This window comes from Pseudomonas sp. FW305-28, assembly GCF_017351395.1.
Classification (GTDB): domain Bacteria; phylum Pseudomonadota; class Gammaproteobacteria; order Pseudomonadales; family Pseudomonadaceae; genus Aquipseudomonas; species Aquipseudomonas fluorescens_AA.
Window position 1 is genome coordinate 16,956 of record NZ_JACNDD010000059.1, and the last position, 22,537, is coordinate 39,492.

The 22,537-nt window shown below is 62.5% G+C and carries 22 protein-coding genes and 1 other RNA gene; 13 read left to right on the forward strand and 10 right to left on the reverse strand.

Annotated features, from left to right (window positions below):
* Positions 1 to 236 precede the first annotated feature (236 nt).
* The 6 genes from J4E53_RS15405 to J4E53_RS15430 all read left to right on the forward strand — a co-directional run bounded on the left by J4E53_RS15405 (position 237) and on the right by J4E53_RS15430 (position 6,448).
* Complete coding sequence (locus J4E53_RS15405; protein ID WP_060740123.1) at positions 237 to 944, forward strand: FadR/GntR family transcriptional regulator; 708 nt, start codon at positions 237 to 239, stop codon at positions 942 to 944.
* 121 nt (positions 945 to 1,065) lie between these two features.
* Positions 1,066 to 1,395 carry a thioredoxin TrxA gene (trxA, locus tag J4E53_RS15410; protein ID WP_003206727.1) on the forward strand — a complete coding sequence of 110 codons (330 nt, stop codon included), beginning with the start codon at positions 1,066 to 1,068 and terminating at the stop codon, positions 1,393 to 1,395.
* Between the two features lie 241 nt (positions 1,396 to 1,636).
* The gene (gene rho, locus J4E53_RS15415) at positions 1,637 to 2,896 is read left to right on the forward strand and encodes a transcription termination factor Rho (RefSeq protein ID WP_003206716.1); all 1,260 of its coding nucleotides are present in this window, start codon (positions 1,637 to 1,639) and stop codon (positions 2,894 to 2,896) included.
* A gap of 124 nt (positions 2,897 to 3,020) precedes the next feature.
* Positions 3,021 to 4,487: a 4-hydroxy-3-polyprenylbenzoate decarboxylase gene (gene ubiD, locus J4E53_RS15420; protein ID WP_060740124.1), complete on the forward strand. Its 1,467-nt coding sequence runs from the start codon at positions 3,021 to 3,023 to the stop codon at positions 4,485 to 4,487.
* On the forward strand, positions 4,487 to 5,455 hold the full coding sequence (locus tag J4E53_RS15425; RefSeq protein ID WP_060740125.1) for a CDP-6-deoxy-delta-3,4-glucoseen reductase: 969 nt from the start codon (positions 4,487 to 4,489) through the stop codon (positions 5,453 to 5,455). Before ubiD ends, J4E53_RS15425 begins: the two co-directional genes overlap by 1 nt.
* A 324-nt stretch (positions 5,456 to 5,779) precedes the next feature.
* Positions 5,780 to 6,448, forward strand: coding sequence for a gamma-glutamylcyclotransferase (locus tag J4E53_RS15430; RefSeq protein ID WP_060740126.1), 669 nt, complete (start codon positions 5,780 to 5,782; stop codon positions 6,446 to 6,448).
* Here J4E53_RS15430 and glpT read toward each other — a convergent pair.
* Together glpT and J4E53_RS15440 are read right to left on the reverse strand one after the other, a co-directional pair.
* A complete protein-coding gene (gene glpT / locus J4E53_RS15435) occupies positions 6,424 to 7,773 on the reverse strand; it encodes a glycerol-3-phosphate transporter (protein ID WP_060740127.1) in 1,350 nt (449 codons plus the stop codon). The genes J4E53_RS15430 and glpT overlap by 25 nt on opposite strands.
* A 216-nt stretch (positions 7,774 to 7,989) precedes the next feature.
* A complete protein-coding gene (locus J4E53_RS15440) occupies positions 7,990 to 8,967 on the reverse strand; it encodes an NADPH:quinone oxidoreductase family protein (protein ID WP_103309025.1) in 978 nt (325 codons plus the stop codon).
* A gap of 150 nt (positions 8,968 to 9,117) precedes the next feature.
* Between J4E53_RS15440 and J4E53_RS15445 the strand changes: the two genes are divergently transcribed.
* Positions 9,118 to 9,534 (forward strand): flagellar basal body-associated protein FliL, encoded by a 417-nt coding sequence (locus J4E53_RS15445; protein ID WP_060743112.1) that lies wholly within the window; start codon positions 9,118 to 9,120, stop codon positions 9,532 to 9,534.
* A 61-nt stretch (positions 9,535 to 9,595) separates the two neighbouring features.
* Here J4E53_RS15445 and J4E53_RS15450 read toward each other — a convergent pair whose 3' ends face one another.
* The 4 genes from J4E53_RS15450 to J4E53_RS15465 form a co-directional block, all read right to left on the reverse strand.
* A complete protein-coding gene (locus J4E53_RS15450; protein ID WP_103309023.1) occupies positions 9,596 to 10,714 on the reverse strand; it encodes an ABC transporter permease in 1,119 nt (372 codons plus the stop codon).
* On the reverse strand, positions 10,714 to 13,440 hold the full coding sequence (gene rbbA / locus J4E53_RS15455) for a ribosome-associated ATPase/putative transporter RbbA (RefSeq protein ID WP_103309021.1): 2,727 nt from the start codon (positions 13,438 to 13,440) through the stop codon (positions 10,714 to 10,716). The genes J4E53_RS15450 and rbbA overlap by 1 nt, the downstream gene beginning before the upstream one ends.
* Complete coding sequence (locus tag J4E53_RS15460; protein ID WP_060740131.1) at positions 13,437 to 14,402, reverse strand: HlyD family secretion protein; 966 nt, start codon at positions 14,400 to 14,402, stop codon at positions 13,437 to 13,439. The genes rbbA and J4E53_RS15460 overlap by 4 nt, the downstream gene beginning before the upstream one ends.
* Positions 14,403 to 14,482: 80 nt before the next feature.
* Complete coding sequence (locus J4E53_RS15465; RefSeq protein WP_103309019.1) at positions 14,483 to 14,932, reverse strand: EVE domain-containing protein; 450 nt, start codon at positions 14,930 to 14,932, stop codon at positions 14,483 to 14,485.
* Between the two features lie 195 nt (positions 14,933 to 15,127).
* On the opposite strand from J4E53_RS15465, the gene J4E53_RS15470 reads away from it, so the two are divergent.
* Entirely contained in the window at positions 15,128 to 15,274 is a 147-nt protein-coding gene (locus tag J4E53_RS15470) for a hypothetical protein (RefSeq protein ID WP_177431714.1), read from the forward strand.
* A gap of 23 nt (positions 15,275 to 15,297) precedes the next feature.
* On the opposite strand, the gene J4E53_RS15475 is transcribed toward J4E53_RS15470, so the two are convergent.
* The 4 genes from J4E53_RS15475 to J4E53_RS15490 form a co-directional block, all read right to left on the reverse strand.
* Positions 15,298 to 15,915 (reverse strand): 5-formyltetrahydrofolate cyclo-ligase, encoded by a 618-nt coding sequence (locus tag J4E53_RS15475; protein ID WP_103309018.1) that lies wholly within the window; start codon positions 15,913 to 15,915, stop codon positions 15,298 to 15,300.
* 117 nt (positions 15,916 to 16,032) lie between these two features.
* A non-coding RNA gene (gene ssrS / locus J4E53_RS15480) (6S RNA) lies at positions 16,033 to 16,212 on the reverse strand.
* 30 nt (positions 16,213 to 16,242) lie between these two features.
* Positions 16,243 to 16,560, reverse strand: coding sequence for a cell division protein ZapA (locus tag J4E53_RS15485; RefSeq protein WP_039590276.1), 318 nt, complete (start codon positions 16,558 to 16,560; stop codon positions 16,243 to 16,245).
* Complete coding sequence (locus J4E53_RS15490) at positions 16,557 to 16,766, reverse strand: TIGR02449 family protein (RefSeq protein WP_003177365.1); 210 nt, start codon at positions 16,764 to 16,766, stop codon at positions 16,557 to 16,559. The genes J4E53_RS15485 and J4E53_RS15490 overlap by 4 nt, the downstream gene beginning before the upstream one ends.
* 129 nt (positions 16,767 to 16,895) lie before the next feature.
* On the opposite strand from J4E53_RS15490, the gene J4E53_RS15495 reads away from it, so the two are divergent.
* The 5 genes from J4E53_RS15495 to J4E53_RS15515 all read left to right on the forward strand — a co-directional run bounded on the left by J4E53_RS15495 (position 16,896) and on the right by J4E53_RS15515 (position 22,501).
* The gene (locus J4E53_RS15495) at positions 16,896 to 17,450 is read left to right on the forward strand and encodes a YecA family protein (protein WP_060740134.1); all 555 of its coding nucleotides are present in this window, start codon (positions 16,896 to 16,898) and stop codon (positions 17,448 to 17,450) included.
* A gap of 25 nt (positions 17,451 to 17,475) precedes the next feature.
* Positions 17,476 to 18,810, forward strand: coding sequence for a Xaa-Pro aminopeptidase (pepP, locus tag J4E53_RS15500; protein ID WP_060740135.1), 1,335 nt, complete (start codon positions 17,476 to 17,478; stop codon positions 18,808 to 18,810).
* Complete coding sequence (gene ubiH / locus J4E53_RS15505; protein ID WP_060740136.1) at positions 18,807 to 19,994, forward strand: 2-octaprenyl-6-methoxyphenyl hydroxylase; 1,188 nt, start codon at positions 18,807 to 18,809, stop codon at positions 19,992 to 19,994. The genes pepP and ubiH overlap by 4 nt, the downstream gene beginning before the upstream one ends.
* A gap of 67 nt (positions 19,995 to 20,061) precedes the next feature.
* Complete coding sequence (locus tag J4E53_RS15510) at positions 20,062 to 21,279, forward strand: 2-octaprenyl-3-methyl-6-methoxy-1,4-benzoquinol hydroxylase (protein ID WP_177431715.1); 1,218 nt, start codon at positions 20,062 to 20,064, stop codon at positions 21,277 to 21,279.
* A 217-nt stretch (positions 21,280 to 21,496) separates the two neighbouring features.
* A complete protein-coding gene (locus J4E53_RS15515) occupies positions 21,497 to 22,501 on the forward strand; it encodes an extracellular solute-binding protein (RefSeq protein WP_103309016.1) in 1,005 nt (334 codons plus the stop codon).
* The last annotated feature ends 36 nt before the right edge of the window (positions 22,502 to 22,537 follow it).

Below are 22,537 nucleotides of genomic sequence, written 5' to 3' on the forward strand. Positions count from 1 at the left end.
TGATGTGATTTCTGCGTTCGGACAGAGCACAGGCCATGCCAAGGCGACTTTTAATCGGCCAAAGCCACGGTTTTGCTGGTGGGCAGCGGTCTTACTGGTCTGAACAGTTGCATTGTGTTTCGCACCGTTATCGGGCGTCGGCATTTGTCGCCGAACCCTGCTGGGGCACGACTTGCCGGGCGCGGCGAATAGCTTTACAACTAGCCGCTCACTGGCCCGGTTCGTCTGAAAAAACCATGAATTCCATCGCTCGTGCCGTTCCTGAAGTGGCTCTGCAAGCCATCCGCAAACTGATCGTCGATGAAGGCTTCGGCCCAGGCGATGCGTTGCCGTCGCAACGGGACCTGGCGCTGCAGCTGGGCGTGAGCCGGGCGTCGTTGCGCGAAGCGCTGTCCTCCCTGAGTGCCTTGGGCATGATCAGCGTGCAGCCGGGCAAGGGGGTGTTCGTGCAGGCACCGGTAGAGGCCCCACGCACCGAGTCGGCGCCGGGTTGGCCGTTCGCGGCCCAGGCTTCGCCGGTGGACATCTTCCAGTTGCGCTACGCCCTGGAGGGCTTTGCGGCGGGGTTGGCGGCGGTGACGCTCAGCGCCGATGAACTCGACCGGTTGCAAGACAATGTCGAAGCCATGCGCCGGGAGCTGAAGGTCGGCGATTTCGACGCCGCCGCGCGGCTGGATTTCGAATTCCATCGGCGAATCCTGCTGGCCAGCGGCAACCAGGCGATGTTGAGCATCCTTACCGCCAGCGCCGACATCTTCCTGGAAAGCCAGAAACTACCGTTCATCCGGGCGGAGCGGGCGATGGAAACCTGGCAGGAGCACCGCAAGATCCTTCGCGCCCTGGCCCGTCGGGCTTGCGGCGCCGCGCAAAAAGCCATGCAGGAACATGTACGTAACGCTGCACTGCGTACCGGGATTTCGTTCGTCGCCCCCACGGCTTCATGAGTCGGGCCATACCCAAATACATCCTGCGCCATAGCGAGACTCAATCAACTGCGGCTTCCTGAACCCGGGAAGGGCCGCTATGATGGGCCACGTTTTTTTGCTGATGACCCCGGAGATTTCCATGAGCAGCGATCTGATCAAACACGTTAGCGACGCTAGCTTCGAAGCTGACGTACTCAAGGCCGAAGGCGCGGTACTGGTCGACTATTGGGCTGAGTGGTGCGGTCCCTGCAAAATGATCGCCCCAGTCCTGGACGAGATTGCCGAGACCTACAAGGGCAAGCTGACCGTTGCCAAGCTGAACATCGACGAAAACCAGGAGACTCCGGCCAAGCACGGCGTGCGTGGTATCCCGACCCTGATGCTGTTCAAGAACGGCAACGTCGAAGCCACCAAGGTCGGTGCGTTGTCGAAGTCGCAACTGGCTGCTTTCCTCGACGCCAACATCTAAGCGCCGAATGCCACTGAAAAAGCCCCGCAAATCGCGGGGCTTTTTCGTTATCCGGGGCTAGACGCTTGCAAACCCAGGTGGTACATTCGGCCCCGCACTGGTTTCTCCATTGCCCCCTGCAAGCCGTCGCCGACGCTCTCCTTTCGAATAAGTACGCGATCCTGTCGCCTTCTCTGCGGCGCGGCCTCATTAAGCCAAAAGCTTAATTTCCCCCCTCCATAAATGATTACGTCATTCCTATATGAATCTGACTGAACTCAAGCAAAAGCCGATTACCGAACTGCTCGAATTGGCCGAACAGATGGGCATAGAAAATATGGCCCGTTCGCGCAAGCAGGACGTGATTTTCTCCCTGCTCAAGAAGCACGCGAAAAGCGGCGAGGAAATCTCCGGTGATGGCGTGCTGGAGATTCTCCAGGACGGCTTCGGCTTCCTTCGCTCCGCAGACGCTTCCTATCTCGCCGGCCCGGACGATATCTACGTCTCGCCGAGCCAGATCCGTCGCTTCAACTTGCGCACCGGTGACACCATCGTTGGCAAGATCCGCCCTCCGAAGGAAGGCGAACGTTATTTCGCCCTGCTCAAGGTCGACACGATCAACTTCGACCGTCCGGAAAACGCGAAGAACAAGATTCTCTTCGAGAACCTGACCCCGCTGTTCCCGACCGTGCGCATGAAGATGGAAGCCGGCAACGGTTCCACCGAAGACCTCACCGGTCGTGTCATCGACCTGTGCGCACCCATCGGCAAGGGCCAGCGTGGCCTGATCGTGGCGCCGCCGAAAGCGGGCAAGACGATCATGCTGCAGAACATCGCGGCCAACATCGCCCGTAACAACCCTGAAGTTCACCTGATCGTGTTGCTGATCGACGAACGTCCGGAAGAAGTGACCGAGATGCAGCGCACCGTGCGCGGCGAAGTGGTCGCCTCGACGTTCGACGAGCCGCCAACCCGCCACGTGCAGGTTGCCGAAATGGTGATCGAGAAGGCCAAGCGCCTGGTCGAACACAAGAAAGACGTGGTGATCCTGCTGGACTCCATCACCCGTCTGGCCCGTGCCTACAACACCGTGATCCCGAGCTCCGGCAAGGTGCTGACCGGTGGTGTCGATGCCCATGCGCTGGAAAAACCGAAGCGTTTCTTCGGCGCCGCGCGGAACATCGAGGAAGGCGGTTCGCTGACCATCATCGCCACCGCACTGGTTGAAACCGGTTCGAAGATGGACGAAGTGATCTACGAGGAATTCAAGGGCACCGGCAACATGGAGCTGCCTCTGGATCGTCGTATCGCCGAGAAGCGTGTCTTCCCGGCCATCAACATCAACCGTTCCGGCACGCGCCGCGAAGAGTTGCTGACCGCCGACGACGAGTTGCAGCGCATGTGGATCCTGCGCAAGCTGCTGCATCCGATGGATGAGGTCGCCGCCATCGAGTTCCTGGTCGACAAGTTGAAAACGACCAAGACCAACGATGAGTTCTTCCTGTCGATGAAACGCAAGTAAATCGCCAAGACAGGCCAGCAAGAGCCGGGGAAACCCGGCTTTTTGCTATCTGTGCATTCACTATTCTGGACGGGCGGCGTTAAACTCGGGCCCCCGAACGCCACGGCCACCATGAGGCTTTTGCATGCAGTATCGCGACTTGCGCGACTTTATCAGCGGGCTGGAACAGCGCGGCGAACTCAAGCGCATTCAGGTACCGGTGTCTCCTGTCCTGGAAATGACCGAGGTCTGCGACCGCACCCTGCGTGCGAAGGGCCCGGCGCTGCTGTTCGAAAACCCGACGGGGTACGACATTCCAGTGCTGGGCAACCTGTTCGGTACGCCGGAGCGTGTTGCCCTGGGCATGGGGGCCGAAGCCGTCAGCGAATTGCGTGAGATCGGCAAGCTGCTGGCCTTCCTCAAGGAGCCCGAGCCGCCGAAAGGCCTGAAGGATGCTTGGTCCAAGCTGCCGATTTTCCGCAAGATCATTGCCATGGCGCCGAAAGTCGTCAAGGACGCGATCTGCCAGGAAGTGGTCATCGAGGGCGACGACGTCGACCTGGCCACGCTCCCGGTGCAGACCTGCTGGCCGGGCGACGTGGGGCCGCTGATCACCTGGGGCCTGACCGTCACCAAAGGCCCGAACAAGGACCGCCAGAACCTGGGCATCTACCGTCAGCAGGTGATTGGCCGCAACAAGGTCATCATGCGCTGGCTGAGTCATCGCGGCGGTGCATTGGACTACCGTGAGTGGTGTGAGAAACACCCCGGCCAGCCCTTCCCGGTGTCGGTGGCCTTGGGCGCGGACCCGGCGACCATCCTCGGCGCCGTCACGCCCGTGCCCGACAGCCTCTCCGAATATGCGTTCGCCGGCCTGTTGCGGGGCAACCGTACGGAGCTGGTGAAATGCCGTGGCAATGACCTGCAAGTGCCGGCCACCGCCGAGATCATTCTTGAAGGTGTGATCCATCCCGGCGAAATGGCCGATGAAGGTCCGTACGGCGACCACACCGGCTACTACAACGAAGTGGACAGCTTCCCCGTGTTCACCGTCGAGCGCATCACCCATCGGATCAAGCCGATCTACCACAGCACCTACACCGGCCGTCCACCCGATGAGCCGGCCATTCTCGGCGTGGCGCTGAACGAAGTGTTCGTGCCGATCCTGCAGAAGCAGTTTCCGGAAATCACCGACTTCTACCTGCCGCCGGAAGGTTGTTCGTATCGCATGGCCGTGGTGACCATGAAGAAGTCGTATCCGGGGCATGCCAAGCGCGTGATGCTCGGGGTCTGGTCGTTTTTGCGACAGTTCATGTACACCAAGTTCGTTATCGTCACTGACGACGATATCAACGCACGGGACTGGAACGACGTGATCTGGGCCATCACCACGCGCATGGACCCCAAGCGCGACACGGTGATGATCGAGAATACGCCGATCGACTACCTCGACTTCGCCTCGCCGGTGTCTGGCCTGGGGTCGAAGATGGGACTCGATGCCACGCATAAATGGCCCGGTGAGACCACTCGCGAGTGGGGCCGGGTTATCGTCAAGGATGAAGCCGTTACCCAACGGATCGATGCCATCTGGAATCAGTTAGGAATAGATTGATGCGTGTAACCTTGCAGCCTTCCGGGGCGGTGCTGGAGATACGGCCCGCCGAGCGGATTCTCGATGGCGCGCGGCGCCTGGGCTATGAATGCCCGCAAAGCTGCCGCAACGGCAACTGCCACGTCTGTGGTGCGTTGCTGGTGGAAGGCCGTGTGGAACAGGCGGGCGAGGTGCGCGACCACGGTGAGATTTTCACGTGCATCGCCGAGCCGTTGGAGGATTGCGTGGTGTTGTGGGACGGCGTGCTCTCGCCAGGTGAGCTACCGGTACGCAACCTGGCGTGCCAGGTGATCGAGTGCGCCGACGTGGGCGGCGATGTCTGGCGAGTGCGCTTGCGGGCGCCAGCGGGCAAGCCACCGCGCTATCACGCCGGGCAGTACCTGATGATCGAACGGGAAAACGGCGAAAAATCGGCGTTCTCCCTGGCCTCGGCACCGCATTCCGGGCGCGAGCTGCAGCTGCATGTGTTGGTGCGCGAAAGCAGTGCACAGGCGCTGCTGGAACAACTGCAACGCAACCCCAGCGTGCGCATCGAAATGCCTTTTGGCGACACGCATTTGTCCGAGTTGCCGGACGGACCGTTGGTGCTGATCGCCGCCGGAACCGGCATGGCGCAGATGCACAGCCTGATCGAGCATTGTCGTGCTGCGGGCTTCAAGCACCCGGTGCATCTGTACTGGGGCGTGCGGCGGCCGGACGATTTCTATGAAATCGAGCATTGGGACGAATGGAAAAAGCTGCCGAACCTGTTCCTGCACAAAGTCGTCAGCGACTTGTGCGGCTGGGAAGGTCGCTGCGGGATGCTCCATGAAGCGGTGTGCGAGGACCTCAGCGATCTTTCCGGCGTGCACGTCTACGCCAGCGGCTCGCCGGCCATGATCTATGCCACGCTCGATGCGCTGGTGGAAGCCGGCATGGACGCCCACCAGATGCGCGCCGATGTATTTGCCTATGCGCCTCGGGCTTAGCGGCTGACCTGAAATCTGGATTCATGCGCTTTTGTGATCTGGATCGTGCGCTTTTTGTGGCTAGGGAGCTTGCTCCCGCTCGGTTGCGCAGCAACCGCCTCCTATGCAGTCCAGCGGGAGCAGGCTCCCTCGCCACACAACAGCCCATGTCCACCCATCGATATAACTGCATATATTTCGTTTCGATATTTAGTCTCAAGGCTAGATACCGATAACGTATATAGGGAGTGGATGGCATTTAACTTGCCTTGATCCCTATGAACGTCAACCCCATGACGGGCCCCATTCACTTTCCGACCCGCGAGGAGCCAACCGCTACCGGCCATGACCGCTATCGAATCCGCCATTACCTGTGCCTTGTACCCGCCACGACTCGAGTTGGGGCCGCAGCTGACCCGTGAGCAATTGCTCGCCTCGATGCAATTGACCATGAGTCTCCACCAGGGCGGTCCGGTCTGGCTGTTCGCGTACGGTTCATTGATCTGGCGGCCGGAATGCACGGCGGTGCAGCGCATGCGCGGTCGGGTCCATGGTTATCATCGCGGTTTGTACCTGTGGTCCCATGAGCACCGCGGGACCCCGGAGTTGCCGGGGCTGGTGTTCGGGCTGGATCGCGGCGGTTCGTGCAGCGGGTTCGCCTACCAATTGCCGGAAGAGAATCTCGAGGACTCGCTGTTTGCCCTGTGGCAGCGCGAGATGCCGGTCCCGTCCTATCGTCCGCACTGGCTCAGTTGCCGTCTCGAGGATGGCAGCCGGGTGCAAGCCTTGGGGTTTGTGCTGGAGCGGCACCTGCCCAGCTATGCCGGCAACGTGCCGGACCATGTGTTGAGCCAGGTGTTCGAAAGCGCCTGTGGGCGTTACGGCACCACTCGCGATTACGTCGAGCAGACCGTCCACGCCCTGCGCAGCCACGCCATGCCAGACCGGAATCTGGAGGCGCGGCTCAAGCGCTGCCAATCAGCGCTGGATCAGGCGACCGCTTCGCGGCTCTGACTGGCTATTTGCTTGTGCCACAGCGTGGGCGCGAGGAACGCCATTGCCAGCAGGCAGGCGCCGATCAGCAGCACAAAGCCACCGTCCCAGCCAAAATGGTCCACGGTGTAGCCCATGGCGGCGCTGGCCGCGACCGAGCCACCCAGGTAACCAAACAGACCAGTGAAGCCGGCAGCTGTACCGGCGGCTTTCTTCGGTGCCAGCTCCAATGCCTGCAAACCGATCAACATCACCGGGCCGTAGATCAGGAAGCCGATGGAAACCAGGGCGATCATGTCGACGGTCGGGTTGCCGGCCGGGTTCAGCCAGTACACCAGCGTGGCCACGGTCACCAGGGCCATGAACACCATGCCGGTCAGGCCACGGTTGCCACGGAAGATCTTGTCCGACATCCAGCCACACAGCAGCGTGCCGGGAATGCCCGCCCACTCGTAGAAGAAATAGGCCCAGGAACTCTTGTCCACCGTGAAGCCCTTGGCCTCCTTGAGGTAGGTCGGCGCCCAGTCCAGCACGCCGTAGCGCAGCAAGTAGACGAAGACGTTGGCCATGGCGATGTACCAGAGCATTTTGTTGCGCAGCACGTATTTGACGAAAATTTCCTTGGCGCTGAATTCGTTCTCGTGGCTCGCGTCGTAGCCTTCGGGGTAGTCGTTCTTGTATTTCTCGATGGGCGGCAGGCCCACGGATTGCGGCGTGTCGCGCATGGTCACGAAGGCAAACACCGCAACGGCGAGCGCTACGGCAGCGGGCACATAGAATGCCGCGTGCCAGTCGTTGAACCAGCCCATCCCCAGCAGGAACAGCGGGCCGATCAGGCCGCCGCCGACGTTGTGCGCCACGTTCCACACCGAGACCACGCCGCCACGTTCCTTCTGCGACCACCAGTGCACCATGGTGCGTCCGCTTGGCGGCCAACCCATGCCTTGGGCCCAGCCGTTGATGAACAGCAGGATGAACATCATGGTCACGCTGGAGGTTGCCCAGGGTGCGAAACCGAACACGAACATCACCCCCGCCGATACCAACAAGCCGAAGGGCAGGAAGTAGCGCGGGTTGGAACGGTCGGACACCAGGCCCATCAGGAACTTCGACAGCCCGTAGGCAATGGCGATGGCCGACATGGCCAGGCCCAACTGGCCACGGGTATAGCCCTCGTCGATCAGGTACGGCATGGCCAGGGAGAAGTTCTTGCGCAACAGGTAATAGCCGGCGTAGCCAATGAAAATCCCGGCGAAGATCTGCCAGCGCAGGCGTCGGTAGGTGCTGTCTATTTTTTCTTCAGGCAATGGAGCCTGATGGGCGGCGGGACGAAAGAAAGCAAACATTCAAGAGCTCCAGATTTCTTGTTTTGACTGCGGATGCGAATGTTACAGTTTCGTTACCGAAAATAGCATCGGTTCGCATCAACAAAAAAGCAGGAATGTTGGAGATACCGTGTTCTTTTATGAACATGTCGCTCAGGTGTAAATGAAGGGCGCTGTGGGAATGGCGAAACCGGGTCGCAGGGTTACGGCCCGGTATGAAACCGTTCGGGTAAGCAATCAGCGAACCTGAACCACCACTTTTCCGACTGCCTTGCGTTGGCCCAGATCATTGATGGCTTGTGCCGCGTTGCTCAGCGGGTATACCTGCGACACCAGCGGCTTGAGCTTGCCCTCGGCGAACCAGCCGAACAATTGCTGGAAGTTGGCGGCGTTGTCCTGGGGTTGGCGTTGGGCGAAGGAGCCCCAGAATACGCCCACCACGGCGGCGCCCTTGAGCAGCGCTAGGTTCACCGGCAGTTCGGGGATGCGTCCGCTGGCGAAGCCCACCACCAGCAGCCGGCCGTTCCAGGCGATGGCGCGGATGGCCTGGTCGAACAGGTCGCCACCCACCGGGTCGTAGATCACATCGGCGCCCTGGCCGTCAGTGAGGCGCTTGATTTCATCTTTCAGGCTGGTTTCGCTGTAGTTGATCAGTTCGTCGGCGCCGGCTGTCTTGGCCACGGCAAGTTTTTCCGCGCTGCTGGCGGCGGCGATGACCCGGGCGCCCATGGCCTTGCCGATTTCCACGGCCGCCAGGCCAACGCCACCGGAGGCGCCGAGCACCAGCAAGGTTTCGCCGGGTTGCAGGTTGGCCCGTTGCTTGAGGGCGTGCATCGAGGTGCCATACGTCATGCTGAAGGCGGCGGCGGTGTTGAAGTCCATGGACGCGGGAATCGGCAACACGTTGTAGCCTGGCACCGCCACTTGTTCGGCAAAGCTGCCCCAGCCGGTCAGCGCCATCACCCGGTCGCCGACCTTCAAATGGCTGACTTTCTCACCCACCTCGCTGACCACGCCCGCCGCTTCGCCACCGGGGGAAAACGGGAAGGGGGGCTTGAATTGATATTTGCCCTCGATGATCAGTGTGTCAGGGAAATTCACCCCGGCGGCATGCACGTCCAGCAGCACTTCGTTCTTCTTGGCGACGGGGCTGGCGACGTCTTCCAGCACCAGCGATTCGGCGGGGCCGAATTCTTTGCACAGCACGGCTTTCATCAGGGCTATTCCTTTGGGAGTGATGGCCGATAAGTGTAGGTGTGAGAGACAACGGGTCAACGAGCATGCCCCGCCCTGATAGCCGGCCATAAGCTTGTGCTTGAACGGTGGGGCGGTATGCTGGGCCGCAAACCGGATGAGGAGTCAATTGTGAAAGCGCGGATCATGTTGATGCTGGCCCTGTCGTTGCCTGTGGCGGCAATGGCCGAAGAGGCCAAGGAAGCGAAAGAGGGCGAGGCACCGAAAGTCAGTTACATCACCCTCAGCCCGCCATTCGTGGGCAACTATGGCTTGGACGGCACGGCGAAGCTGAAGGTCTACAAGGCCGATGTGGCCCTGCGCGTGACCGGTGACGCCGCCGCTGCGGCGGTCAAGGCCAACGAGCCGCTGATTCGTAACCAATTGGTGGCGTTGTTCGCCCAGCAGACCACCGAGACGATGAACAACCTCGAAGCCAAGGAAAAGCTGCGCCAGGAAGCCTTGAAGCAGACCCAGCAGGTGATGAATGACGAGACCGGCAAGCCGATGGTGGACGATCTGTTGTTCAACAACCTGATCATTCAATAAGCGCTGGCACACAGCCTTGGACAGGGCCTGGGTTTCCAGGCTCTGTCCAAGGCTTTTTTTATCAAGAGGCCAGGCTTTTACGAAAACGCCCCAGGGCGATAGCGAAGAACGACAGCCCGATGGCCGCCAGTGCCAACAGGTCTGGCCAGACCACGCCAACCCCTGCGTCACGGAACAGGATCGCCGCGCTGAGGCTGACGAAATGGGTCGACGGCGAGCCTTGCATCACCCATTGCAACCATTGCGGCATGCTGTCCAGCGGAGTGCTGCCGCCAGACAACAGCAGCATCGGGATGATCACCGGGATCGACAGCAAGCCGAACTGCGGCGTCGAGCGTGCCAGGGTGGCGAGAAAGATACCCAGGGCGGTGCTGGCGAACAGGTAGAGCGCCGTCACCAGCAGGAACAGCAGCATGGAGCCGGCGAGCGGCACGCCCAGGGCGAACTTGACGATGATTTCCAGCGACGCCCAGGTGCACAGCACGACCACCAGCATGTTGCTCCAGATTTTCGCCAGCATGATTTCCAGGGCCGTCAGTGGCAGCACCAGCAAGTGATCGAGGGTGCCGTGCTCGCGCTCGCGCAGCAGTGCGGTTCCGGTCAGGATGATGGCCAGGATGGTGATGTTGTTGACGATCTGGATCACCGCCAGAAACCATCCACCCTCAAGGTTGGTGTTGAACAGCGCACGGGTGGTCAGCCTGATGGGCGTTTGCTCGCTCGCTTGTGCCTGGCCGCTGTAGGTCAGCAATTGCTGTTGGAAAATCCGCCCGATGTAGCCGGCCCCCATGAACGCCTGGCTCATGGCCGTGGCATCGACGTTCAGTTGTAACGCCGGTTCGCGTCCGGCAAGCAGGTCGGCCTGGAAGTTGGCGGGCACGTTGATCACGAAGGTGTAGCGGCCACTGTCCATGACCTTGTCCAGTTCGGCATAGGGCAGCGCCATCGGGGCCTGGAACTCCGGCGGTTGCAGGGCCTGGGCCAGTTGGCGCGAGAGGAGGCTCTGGTCTTCATCCACCACCGCCACGCTGGCGTTGTGAACGCCAATCACCGAGCCTGCGGCCGGCATATAGATCGCCACAGTGAAGGCGTAAGCCAAAAACAGCAGCAGGACCGAGTCGTACCGCAAGCTGGTCAGTTCCTTGAGGCCCAGGCGCCAGATGTGTGAAAGCGTGCGCATCAGGCCTCCTGCTTCTTCAGCATGACCAGGCTGAGCCCGGTGAACCCCAGGAAAAACCCGAACAACGCCAGGCATTGCGGCCATAGCTGGCGCAGATCCAGGGCCTTGGTGAAGGTGCCGACGGCGATGTCCAGGAAATGGCCGGCGGGGAACAACTGGCCCATCACCGACGCTGCGCCTTCCAGGGACGAGCGCGGCACGATCAGCCCGGAGAACTGGATGGTCGGCAGGCTGGTGATGATCATGGTGCCGAGGATCGCGGCGATCTGGGTGCGGGTGAACGCCGAGATCAACAAGCCCATGCTGGTGGTCGCCAGCACGTAGAGCAGGCCGCCCAGTGCCAGCGTCAGGCCGCTGCCCTTGAACGGCACGCCGAACAGCCAGCGATTCATGGCCGTCAGCAGGGCCAGGTTGACCAGGCTGACGACCAGGTAGGGGGCCTGTTTACCCAGCAGGAACTCCAGGCGGGTCAGCGGCGTGGCGTAGAAGTTGGTGATCGAGCCCAGTTCCTTCTCCCGCACGATGCCCAGGGCCGTCAACATGGCGGGAATGAACGCGAGGATCAGTGCCATGACCCCCGGTCCGATGGCATTCACACTGACCACGTCCTGGTTGTAGCGAAACCGGGTTTCCAGCTTGGCCGCGGTGTGCGGGGCGCGCGCCGGGCTGCTCTGTTCGGCCCATTGTTCGAGGTTGGCCAGGTGCACGGCCTCGACATAGTTGCGACTGGTCTCGGCGCGGAACGGCATGCCGCCGTCCAGCCAGGCGCCGACGGTGGGCTGCCGGCCGGCGTACAGGTCGCGACCGAAACCAGGCGGTATTTCCAGGGCCAGCTTGATTTCCGAGCGTTGCAGGCGTCGATGCAGTTCGTTGGCGTCGCGGATAGCCGGTTGCTCCTCGAAATAGCGCGAGCTGCGAAAAGCTTCCAGGTAGGTGCGACTTTGTGGGCTCTGATCCTGGTCGAACACGGCGAAAGCGAGCTTTTCCACGTCCAGGGAGATGCCGTAGCCGAAGATCACCATCATGAACAGGGCACCGAGCAGGGCGAATGCCATTCGCACTTTGTCCCGTAGCAGTTCCTTGCCTTCCCGGCTGGCGACGGCCAACAGGCGACCCAGGCTGAGGCCGTGCCGGTCCCGCGGGGTGTCGGTCTGGTCGAGGGCCACGGGGGTGGCGTCTGGCTGCGCCTCGCCCTGGGCCTGTTCCAGGCAGCTGACGAACGCGGCTTCCAGGGTCTGGCCGTTGAACTGCGCCTGCAGGGCCGCTGGCGTGTCGCAGGCCAGGACCTTGCCGGCGTGCATCAGCGAAATACGGTCACAGCGCTGGGCTTCGTTCATGAAGTGCGTGGAGAGGAAAATCGTCACGCCCTGTTCGCGAGACAACTCGATCAACAGGCGCCAGAAGTCATCCCGGGCGGCCGGATCGACGCCGGAGGTCGGCTCGTCGAGGATCAGCACTTCCGGGCGATGCAGCACCGCCACCGCCAGGGACAAACGCTGGCGCAGGCCCAGGGGCAATGCCCCGGAAGGCTGGTCGGCGAGGTCCTGCAACTGGAAACGTTGGATCAGGTCTTCGATGCGGCTGGTGCTTTCGGTCTTGGGCAGGTCGAACAGCTTGGCGTGCAAGGTCAGGTTCTGGCGCACGCTCAGCTCGCCGTACAGCGAGAAACTCTGGGACATGAAACCCACCCGTTTGCGAGTGGCGAGGTCCTTGGCGTTGACCGGGTTGCCCAGCAGGCGTGCGCTGCCTTCGCTGGCAGGCATCAGCCCGGTCAGCACTTTCATGGTGGTGGTCTTGCCGCAACCGTTGGAGCCCAGGAAACCGAAAATCTCACCACGACCAATCGCGAAGCTGACGTGATCGACCGCGGTGAAATCACCGAAGCGCAAGGTGAGGTCATGGGCTTCGATGGCAATGTCGGCGGTGCTGTCGCCCCTGGGAGGGATCGTCAGCGGCTCGGCGTCGTGACCGCTGTCGCCCTGGAAATGGGTGAAGGCCGAGTCGAGCTTGCCGTCCGGCGTGACAGCGGCCAGGTCCGCGCTCAATCCCTGGGCGATCAAGCGACCGTTATCGAGCATCAGGCAATGCTCGAATTGTTCGGCTTCTTCCATGTAGGCCGTGGCGACCAGCAGGGTCAGTTGCGGTCGTTGGCGGCGCACGTCTTCTATCAGTTCCCAGAAGCGTCGCCGCGACAGCGGGTCCACGCCAGTGGTGGGTTCGTCGAGAATCAGCAGGTCCGGCTCGTGGATCAGAGCGCAACACAGGCCGAGCTTCTGTTTCATGCCACCGGACAACTTGCCCGCCGGACGGTCGGCAAAACGCTGCAGGTCGGTCGCCAGCAGCAGCGTGCCCATGCGTTGTTCGCATTCCGCCCGCGACAGTCCGAACAGCGTGCCGAAAAACCGGATGTTCTCGCGTATCGACAGATCAGGATAAAGGTTGCCCCCCAGTCCTTGAGGCATGAAGGCGATACGTCGGTAGAGGGTGTTGCGATGATGCCGGTCCTCGATCGATGCGCCCAGTACGTCCAGTTCGCCGTGCTGGAGTTTCTTCACCCCGGCAATCAATCCCAGCAGGCTCGACTTGCCGGCCCCGTCCGGGCCGATCAGGCCGCAGCGAGTGCCGACGGGCAGATTGAAAGCGATGTCGTCCAGGGCGGCATGGGCGCCGTAGCGGTGCTTGAGGCCCGAGGCGCGCAGCGCCGGTTCGCCGCCGCCGGCGTTCATTGCAGGTTGGCCGGCCAGTCGATGGGGGCGATGCGCAGATAGCCGGCACCCGGCATGCCGGGTTTGGCCTGGGGCACCTCGCCGGGCCGGGTCAGGCGTACCTTGACGCGGAACACCAGCTTCTGGCGTTCGTCACGGGTTTCGACTTCCTTGGGGGTGAACTGGGATTTCGCCGCGACGAAGCTGATCGTGGCCGGCAGCGGTCGCTCGGGCAGGGCGTCGAGCAGCACGCGTGCTTCGTCGCCGACCGCCAGTTTCCCGGCCACGGAGGCCGGCAGGTAGAGGTTCATGTATTGGTCGTTCGGATCGATCATCAGCAGCACCCGTCCGCCAGCACCCAGCACTTCGCCCGGCTCGGCCAGGCGCAGTTGGATCACGCCGTCGATGGGCGCGCGCAAGCGGCTGTCGTCGATTTCGCTGGTCAGTTGGGCCACCTGGGCGAGGGTCGCGCCGATGGCGGCGTTTGCCGCCGATACCTGGGCCCGGGCCGCATTGACCGCGGCGTTGGCAGTGTCCATGCGAGCTTGCTGTTGGTCGATGACCTGGCCGCTGGCAAAACCACGCTTGAACAGTTCCCGGGTCCGCTGGAGTTCCTGGTGGGCGAGCAATTGTTCGCTCTGGCGCAGATGTACATTGGCCTCGGTGGCCGCGAGATTTTCCCGGGCCCGCAGCACTTCGGCTTCGGCCTGGTTGCGCTGGGCTTCCAGGGTACGGGTGTCCATGCGCGCCAGTAACTGGCCTTTGACGACCTTGTCGCCCTCATTGGCAAGCACTTCGGCCAGGCGACCGGGGGTCTTGCTGGCGATCTGGACTTCGGTGGCTTCGAGGCGCCCGTTGCCCATGCTCAGGCCTTCCGGCAGGCGGTCATGTCGGGACTTCCAGTAGCCGAACCCGCCGGCGGCCAACAAGACGGCCAGCAGGGCGAGGGCGAAGAAACGAGAGGTATGAGGGGGCGTCGACATGTCCGGCATCCTGCGGCTATAGCGTCCAGTTTGCTGGATCCGCTACCGCCCCAGCTTGATATCCATCAATACATGGAGGTTCAGCGCAGGGCAATCACTGCCGCCCACTGCTCGGCGGTCACCGGCATCACCGAAAGCCGCGAGCCTTTCTGCACCAGGGGCATCTCGGCCAGGGCGGCCTGTTGCTTGAGGTAGTCGAGCTTGAGGACGCGGGGGAAGGTCTCGACATGCGCCACGTCGATTGCGGTCCAGGGGTTTTTATCCGGGCCGGCCTTGGGGTCGAAATAATGGCTGTCCGGGTCCAGGGCCGTAGGGTCGGGGTAGGCTGCCTGGATGATTTTGCCAATCCCGGCGATGCCCGGCTCGGGGCAACTGGAGTGGTAGAAAAAGAACGTGTCACCCGCTGTCATGGCCCGCAGGAAATTGCGCGCCTGGTAGTTGCGAACGCCGTCCCAGCGGGCCTGGCCGAGTTTTTCCAGGCCCTGGATGGACAATTCGTCGGGCTCGGACTTCATCAGCCAATAGGCCATGATTTTTTCTCCTGGGCGGTGGGTATCAAAATAGTTCGGCGATTTTATGACAAACCGACAGTCGGTTGACGCCAGAGTTTGCGTGTCGCTGCAGCTTGCCGCAAAATGCCGGCCTTCCAAGCTTGACGCTGCTGCACGGCCAATAAGAAAACCGCTGCTGTCATCGTGTGTGATATGCCTTGAGGGGGGCAATCGATGAAACGCAAACCGGATTTGTTGTGGATCTTGGTCATTCTGTTCGGACTGGGTGTCGTGACCACGGGTTACGCCCAGAGCCTGTGGGCCAACAAGACCGAGGCGCCGGTGGATATCACCCAGCCCGCGCCAACGCTCAAACGCTGAACCTGCTTTCCAGGCGCCGCTGATTACCGCGGCGTCAACCCCGCGATATACCATTGCCTGTCGCTGACCGTTCCCTGTAGCGGCACGTCCCAGCTTGCCTGCGCCAATCGTTCGACCTTCTGGCATTCATGGGCCAGCCCCAACAGCGTCGGCTTGCGCCACTGCTTGCGTCGCGCCAGGTACGCCAGGCTGCGGTCGTAAAAGCCGCCGCCCATGCCTAGCCGACCTCCCGCATCGTCAAATCCCACCAATGGCAACAACACCAGGTCCAGCGTCCAGACCTTGCGTTGTCGGGCGATGTTCTTGCGTGGCTCGGGGATGCGAAACCGGTTGGGCTGCATTTTTTCGCCGGGGTGGATGCGCTGGAACACCATCTTGGTCTGCGGCCACGGGCTGAGCACCGGCAGATAGGTGGCCTTGCCCCGGCGCTGGGCTGCGCGCAGCAGCAGGCGCGGGTCGATCTCGCCATCGTTGGGCAGGTACAGGGCGATGTGCTTCGCTCGGCGGAACAACGGATGCTGGGCCAGTTGTTTGTACAGCCCGCGGGCGGCTTGCCGTTGCTGGGCGGGCGTCAGGGCGCGACGGGCCTGGCGCAGCAGGCGGCGAAGTTGCGGGCGGGGCAGCAGCGCGGGTTCAGTCATGTCGAGGCTTCACGCAGTGGCGATGCCGTACAGCGTAACCGCAAAACAGGACGCTCAGAAATGCCTGCGCCCGGAAACGACAATGCCAGTCCACATGGACTGGCATTGTCTGGAGTCAGGCTCCCCGGATGAACCGCTGTCGGCTTAGCCCTTGAACCCGAAAGTTCAAGGTGGAAGTTGCAGGAGGCGTTAAGGCTTTCCGTCAAGCGGACATGCACACCGGCCCCAACGTGCAACCCCCGTGGTTGTGCGTATCGGCTCAGGGACATCACCAACTGGCAAGCACCCCAGGGAGTGAGGCGAGTATACCCCAGGCAGCCTCGCGAATCAGCCCTTGCTGACGTCTGGATCGGTGGCGAGCACCAGATCCACCCGATCGAGCAGGTCGCGTACCTGCTCACGGGTCGAGCCACTGACCTGTACGTCCGGCGTATCCTGGCGATGCAGCAGGTCGTGGGTGATGTTCAAGGCGGCCATTACGGCGATGCGGTCGGCGCCGATGACTTTGCCGCTGCTGCGGATTTCGCGCATCTTGCCGTCCAGGTAACGGGCGGCGCTCACCAGGTTGCTGCGCTCTTCCTGGGGGCAGATGATCGAATATTCTTTGTCGAGGATCTGCACGGTAACGCTATTGCTTGAACTCATGAGTCTTGCTCCAGGGCCTTGAGGCGCGAAATCATCGATTCGACCTTACGCCGGGCGATTTCGTTTTTTTCAATGAGGTGCGCGCGTTCCTCGCGCCAGGTCTTTTCCTGAGCTAATAGGAGTCCGTTTTGGCTCTTAAGTTGCTCGACCCGGTCAATTAGCAGTTCGAGTCTGGCCATCAGCGCTTGCAGGTCGGTGTCTTCCATTGTGTCCACTGAAGAATGTGTCTGATGGGGGATGTGGGTCGCACAGCCTCTGATAGTCTTGGCGAGTCTGTCGATGTAGGATACAAGGCCTCCATTCTAGACATAGCGCCGTCTGGCGCCTAGCTGCCCATGCCCATTCAGAATTCCCCGTATCAAGCATTCGCCACCCTGCTGAGCACCAGCGGTCACCCTGTCTCGCCTGCCGAACTGCATGGCCTGTTGCTCGGCCGCAGTTGCGCCGGCGCCGGTTTCGATGCCGACGGCTGGTTGGCCGACGCCGCCGAGCTGCTGGAAGGCGAGCCGGCGGACAACGTCCGTAACGCGCTGATCGGCCTGCAGGAAATGGTCAAGGGCGAGTTGACCAGCGATGATATGACCGTCGTCCTGCTGCTGCCCACCGACGACGCCCCCCTGGCCGAGCGCGCCGCGGCGCTGGGCCAGTGGTGCCAGGGCTTCCTTGCCGGCTTCGGCCTGACCCGCCGCGAATACGCGCTGAGCGAAGAGGCCAAGGAAGTGCTGCAGGACTTGGCCGCGATCTCCCAGGTCCAGGATGCCCTGGAAGAGTCCGATGACGGCGAAAGCGACTACATGGAAGTGATGGAGTACCTGCGGGTCGCACCATTGCTACTGTTCACAGAGACCAAGAAAACCGATGCAGCGGCTCCCAAGCCGTCCTTGCATTGAATTTCAGAGGGAACCCCGTCTGCCCATGATTCATATCCCGAAATCGGAATACAGCCGTCGCCGCAAGGCCCTGATGGCGCAGATGGAACCCAACAGCATCGCAATCCTGCCCGCCGCCGCCGTTGCGATCCGCAACCGCGACGTCGAGCATGTCTACCGCCAGGACAGTGACTTCCAGTACCTCAGCGGCTTCCCCGAGCCGCAAGCGGTGCTGGTGCTGATGCCCGGCCGCGCCCATGGCGAATACATCCTCTTTTGCCGCGAGCGCAACGCCGAACGTGAGTTGTGGGACGGCCTGCGCGCCGGCCAGGAAGGGGCGATCCGTGACTTCGGTGCCGACGACGCGTTTCCCATCACCGACATCGACGACATCCTGCCGGGCCTGATCGAAGGCCGCGACCGGGTGTATTCGGCCATGGGCAGCAACCCTGAATTCGACCGGCACCTGATGGAGTGGATCAACGTGATTCGCTCCAAGGCCCACCTCGGCGCCCAGCCGCCGAACGAATTCGTTGCCCTGGATCACTTGCTGCACGATATGCGCCTGTATAAATCGGCGGCGGAACTGAAGGTCATGCGCGAAGCGGCGCGGATCTCCGCCCAGGCGCACATCCGGGCGATGCAGGCGGCGCGCCCGGGGTTGCACGAGTTCAGCCTGGAGGCCGAGCTCGATTATGAATTCCGCAAGGGCGGGGCGAAGATGCCGGCCTATGGCTCGATCGTCGCGGCGGGGCGCAACAGCTGCATCCTGCACTACCAGCAGAACGATGCGCTGCTCAAGGACGGCGACCTGGTGTTGATCGATGCCGGCTGTGAAATCGACTGCTACGCCAGCGACATCACCCGTACCTGGCCGGTCAGCGGCAAGTTTTCGCCCGAGCAGAAGGCGATCTACGAAGTGGTGCTGGCCGCCCAGGAAGCCGCGTTTGCCCAGATCGCACCGGACAAGCACTGGAACCAGGCCCATGAAGCGACGGTCCGGGTCATAACCGAAGGGTTGGTGCACCTGGGGCTGCTGGAGGGTGAGGTGAACGAGTTGATTGCCAGCGAGGCCTACCGGGCGTTCTACATGCACCGCGCCGGCCATTGGCTGGGCATGGACGTGCATGATGTGGGCGAATACCGGGTTGGCGGCGAGTGGCGGGTCCTGGAAATCGGCATGACGCTGACGGTGGAGCCGGGCATCTATATCAGCCCGAACAACCGCAGTGTCGCGAAAAAATGGCGCGGCATTGGCGTGCGCATCGAGGATGACGTGGTAGTGACCAAAACCGGTTGTGAAATCCTGAGCCGAGGCGTGCCGAAAACGGTCGCCGACATCGAGGCCCTGATGGCCGCCGCCCGGACGCAAGCGGCATGAGCCGGGTCAATCTGGCGATCATCGGTGGTGGCCTGGTCGGCGCGAGCCTGGCGCTGGCCCTGCAGGCCGGTGCCAAGGCCCGGGGCTGGAGGATCATCCTGATCGAGCCCTTCGCCCCCGGCGACGCCTGGCAGCCAAGCTACGATGCCCGGTCTTCGGCATTGTCCTACGGTGCCCGGCAGATTTATCAACGCTTGGGTGTCTGGCAGGAGATTTCCCGTCGTGCCGAACCGATCAAGCAGATCCATGTGTCCGATCGCGGACGGTTTTCCACCGCGCGGCTGTCGGCCATGGAAGAGGGCGTGCCGGCGCTGGGCTACGTGGTGGAAAACGCCTGGCTCGGCCAGTGCCTGTGGCAAGGCCTGGACCCGGAGGTGGTCAGTTGGCGCTGCCCGGCGCAGGTTACGCGTATGGAGCCACTGGTCGGCGGTTATCGCCTGACCCTCGACGACGAAACCACCCTGGAGTGCGACCTTGCCGTTCTGGCCGATGGTGGTCGCTCCAGCCTGCGCGAGCAGTTGGGGGTCGGCGTACGCAGTCGTCCCTATGACCAGAGCGCCTTGATCGCCAACATCACCCCCAGCGAAGCCCACAATGGCATGGCCTTCGAACGCTTCACCGATGACGGCCCGATGGCCTTGTTGCCGCTGCCGGAGAATCGTTGCGCGCTGGTCTGGACCCGCCAGGGCATGGACGCGCAACGGCTGGCGGCCCTCGACGAGCGCAGCTTCCTCGCCGAATTGCAGGGTGTGTTCGGTTATCGCCTGGGGACGCTGAAGCAGGTGGGTGTACGGCACCTGTACCCGTTGGCGCTGGTGGAGGCCGAAGAGCAGGTCCGTCCGCACCTGGCGATCCTGGGCAATGCCGCCCACAGCCTGCATCCGATTGCCGGGCAGGGGTTCAACCTGTCCCTGCGCGATGCCCAGGCCCTGGCCGATGCCTTGCTCGACAGCGACCGCGAGCCGGGGGATTTTGCTGTGTTGCAAGCCTACCGCGAGAGCCAGCGCATGGACCAGGCCCTGACCGTGGGCTTCTCCGACCAGGTCACGCGGCTGTTCGGCAGCAGCCTGCCGTTGGTGTCCCTGGGCCGCAACCTCGGCTTGCTGGGCCTCGACCTGCTGCCGCCGGCCAAGCGCTGGTTCGCCCGCCAGGCCATGGGGCTGGGGACGCGTCCCGATGCTTGAGGCTGGGGTGGTCATTTCTTTTCATGGGCGGCTGATGTCGCCCGCAAAACAGGCTTAGAGCATGGAATTGCGTGCAGATCTGCTGATTGTCGGCGCCGGTATGGTCGGCAGCGCCCTGGCGCTGGCGTTGCAGGGCAGTGGCTTGCAAGTGTTGTTGCTCGACGGCAGCCCGATGAGCGTCAAGCCGTTCGATCCCCAGGCCGCGTTCGAGCCCCGGGTCAGTGCCTTGTCGACGGCCAGCCAGCGGATCCTCGATCGCCTGGGCGTCTGGCAGGGCATCACCACCCGGCGTACCAGCCCTTACACCGACATGCACGTCTGGGACGGCAGTGGCACCGGGCAGATCCATTTTTCCGCGGCCAGCCTGCATGCCGAGACGCTTGGGCACATCGTGGAAAATCGCGTGGTGCAGGATGCCCTGCTGGACCGCCTGCATGACTGCGACCTGGGCTTGTTGGCCAACGCCCGGCTGGAGCAGATGCGTCGTTCCGGTGACGACTGGCTGCTGACCCTGGCCGACGGCCGCACGTTGCGGGCGCCCCTGGTCATTGCCGCCGATGGCGCGAATTCCGCTGTGCGCCGCCTGACCGGCGTGGCGACGCGCGAATGGGATTACCTGCACCACGCCATCGTCACCAGCGTGCGCAGCACCCGGCCGCATCGGATGACGGCATGGCAGCGCTTCACCGACAACGGCCCACTGGCGTTCCTGCCCCTTGAGCGTGACGGCCAGCACGACTGGTGCTCGATTGTCTGGTCCACCACCCCCGAAGAAGCGCAGCGCTTGATGGCGCTCGATGACAGCGAATTTTGCAACGAATTGGAACGCGCCTTCGAAGGCCAGCTTGGCCCGGTATTGAGCGCCGACCCGCGCCTGTGCGTGCCGCTGCGCCAGCGACATGCCAAGCGCTATGTGGCCGAAGGGCTGGCGTTGATCGGCGACGCGGCCCATACCATCCATCCATTGGCCGGGCAGGGGGTGAACCTGGGCTTCCTCGACGCCGCCGTGCTGGCCGAAGTGCTGTTGCACGCGGCTGGTCGTGGCGAGCGGTTGGCGGACGTGAAGGTGTTGAGCCGCTACGAGCGCCGACGCATGCCCCACAACCTGGCGCTGATGGCGGCGATGGAGGGCTTCGAGCGGTTGTTCCAGGCCGATCCGCTGCCGGTGCGCTGGTTGCGCAACACCGGGCTGAAGCTGGTGGACCGCCTGCCTGAGGCCAAGGCCTTGTTCGTGCGCGAGGCGCTGGGGTTGAGTGGGGACTTGCCGGATTTGGCCAAGGCCTGAGATGTGGGTTGGGGCTTATGGCCTCATCGCGAGCAAGCTCGCTCCCACAGTCGTCACCGGTTCGAATGTGGGAGCGAGCTTGCTCGCGATGAGGCCGTCACAGCCACCTCACTCCATCTGTGCAACATTTGGAAATGTGTCCACCCACTGTTCGATTGAGAAGCCAAATGTGAGTCCTTATCATTTGCGCCTCTTTCGCCATCCAGAGACCGCTATCATGTTGGCAACCAAGCGCCTGCTGTCCGTCCTCGCCTTGACCCTGATCGGCACCACTGCCGCCCAGGCCGCCGATGAGGTGGTGGTCTACTCCTCGCGTATCGATGAACTGATCAAGCCGGTCTTCGATGCCTACACCCAGAAAACCGGCGTCTCGGTGAAATTCATCACCGACAAGGAAGCGCCGTTGATGCAGCGGATCAAGGCCGAAGGCGAGAACGCCACCGCCGACCTGCTGCTCACCGTCGATGCCGGCAACCTCTGGCAGGCCGAGCAGATGGGCATTCTCCAGCCGTTCACCTCCCCGGTGATCGACGCCAACATCCCGTCCCAATACCGCGCCTCGTCCCACGCCTGGACCGGCCTGAGCCTGCGGGCGCGGACCATTGCCTATTCCACCGACCGGGTTAAACCGGGTGAGTTGACTACCTATGAAGCGCTGGCCGGCAAAGAGTGGGAAGGCCGGCTGTGCCTGAGGACCTCGAAAAAGGTCTATAACCAGTCCCTGACCGCCACGCTGATCGAAACCCATGGTGCGGAAAAAACCGAGGAAATCCTCAAGGGCTGGGTCAGGAACCTCTCCACCGACGTGTTCTCCGATGACACCGCATTGCTTGAAGCGATCAATGCTGGCCAGTGCGATGTCGGCATCGTCAACACCTACTACTATGGCCGCCTGCACCAGCAGAAGCCGGACCTGAAGGTGAAGCTGTTCTGGCCGAACCAGGCTGATCGCGGCGTGCACATCAACCTCTCGGGCATTGGCTTGACCAAGCATGCGCCGCATCCGGATGCCGCCAAGAAACTGGTGGAGTGGATGACCACGCCGGAAGCGCAAAGCATCTTCGCCGACGTGAACCAGGAGTTCCCGGCCAACCCGAAGGTCGAGCCGTCCAAGGAAGTGGCGGCCTGGGGCTCGTTCAAGGCCGACACCTTGCCGGTGGAAGTCGCGGGTAAACGCCAGGCCGAAGCCATTCGCATGATGGATCGCGCTGGCTGGAATTAACCCCAAGCCAGGCACGATTCCCTGTGGTGGTTATAA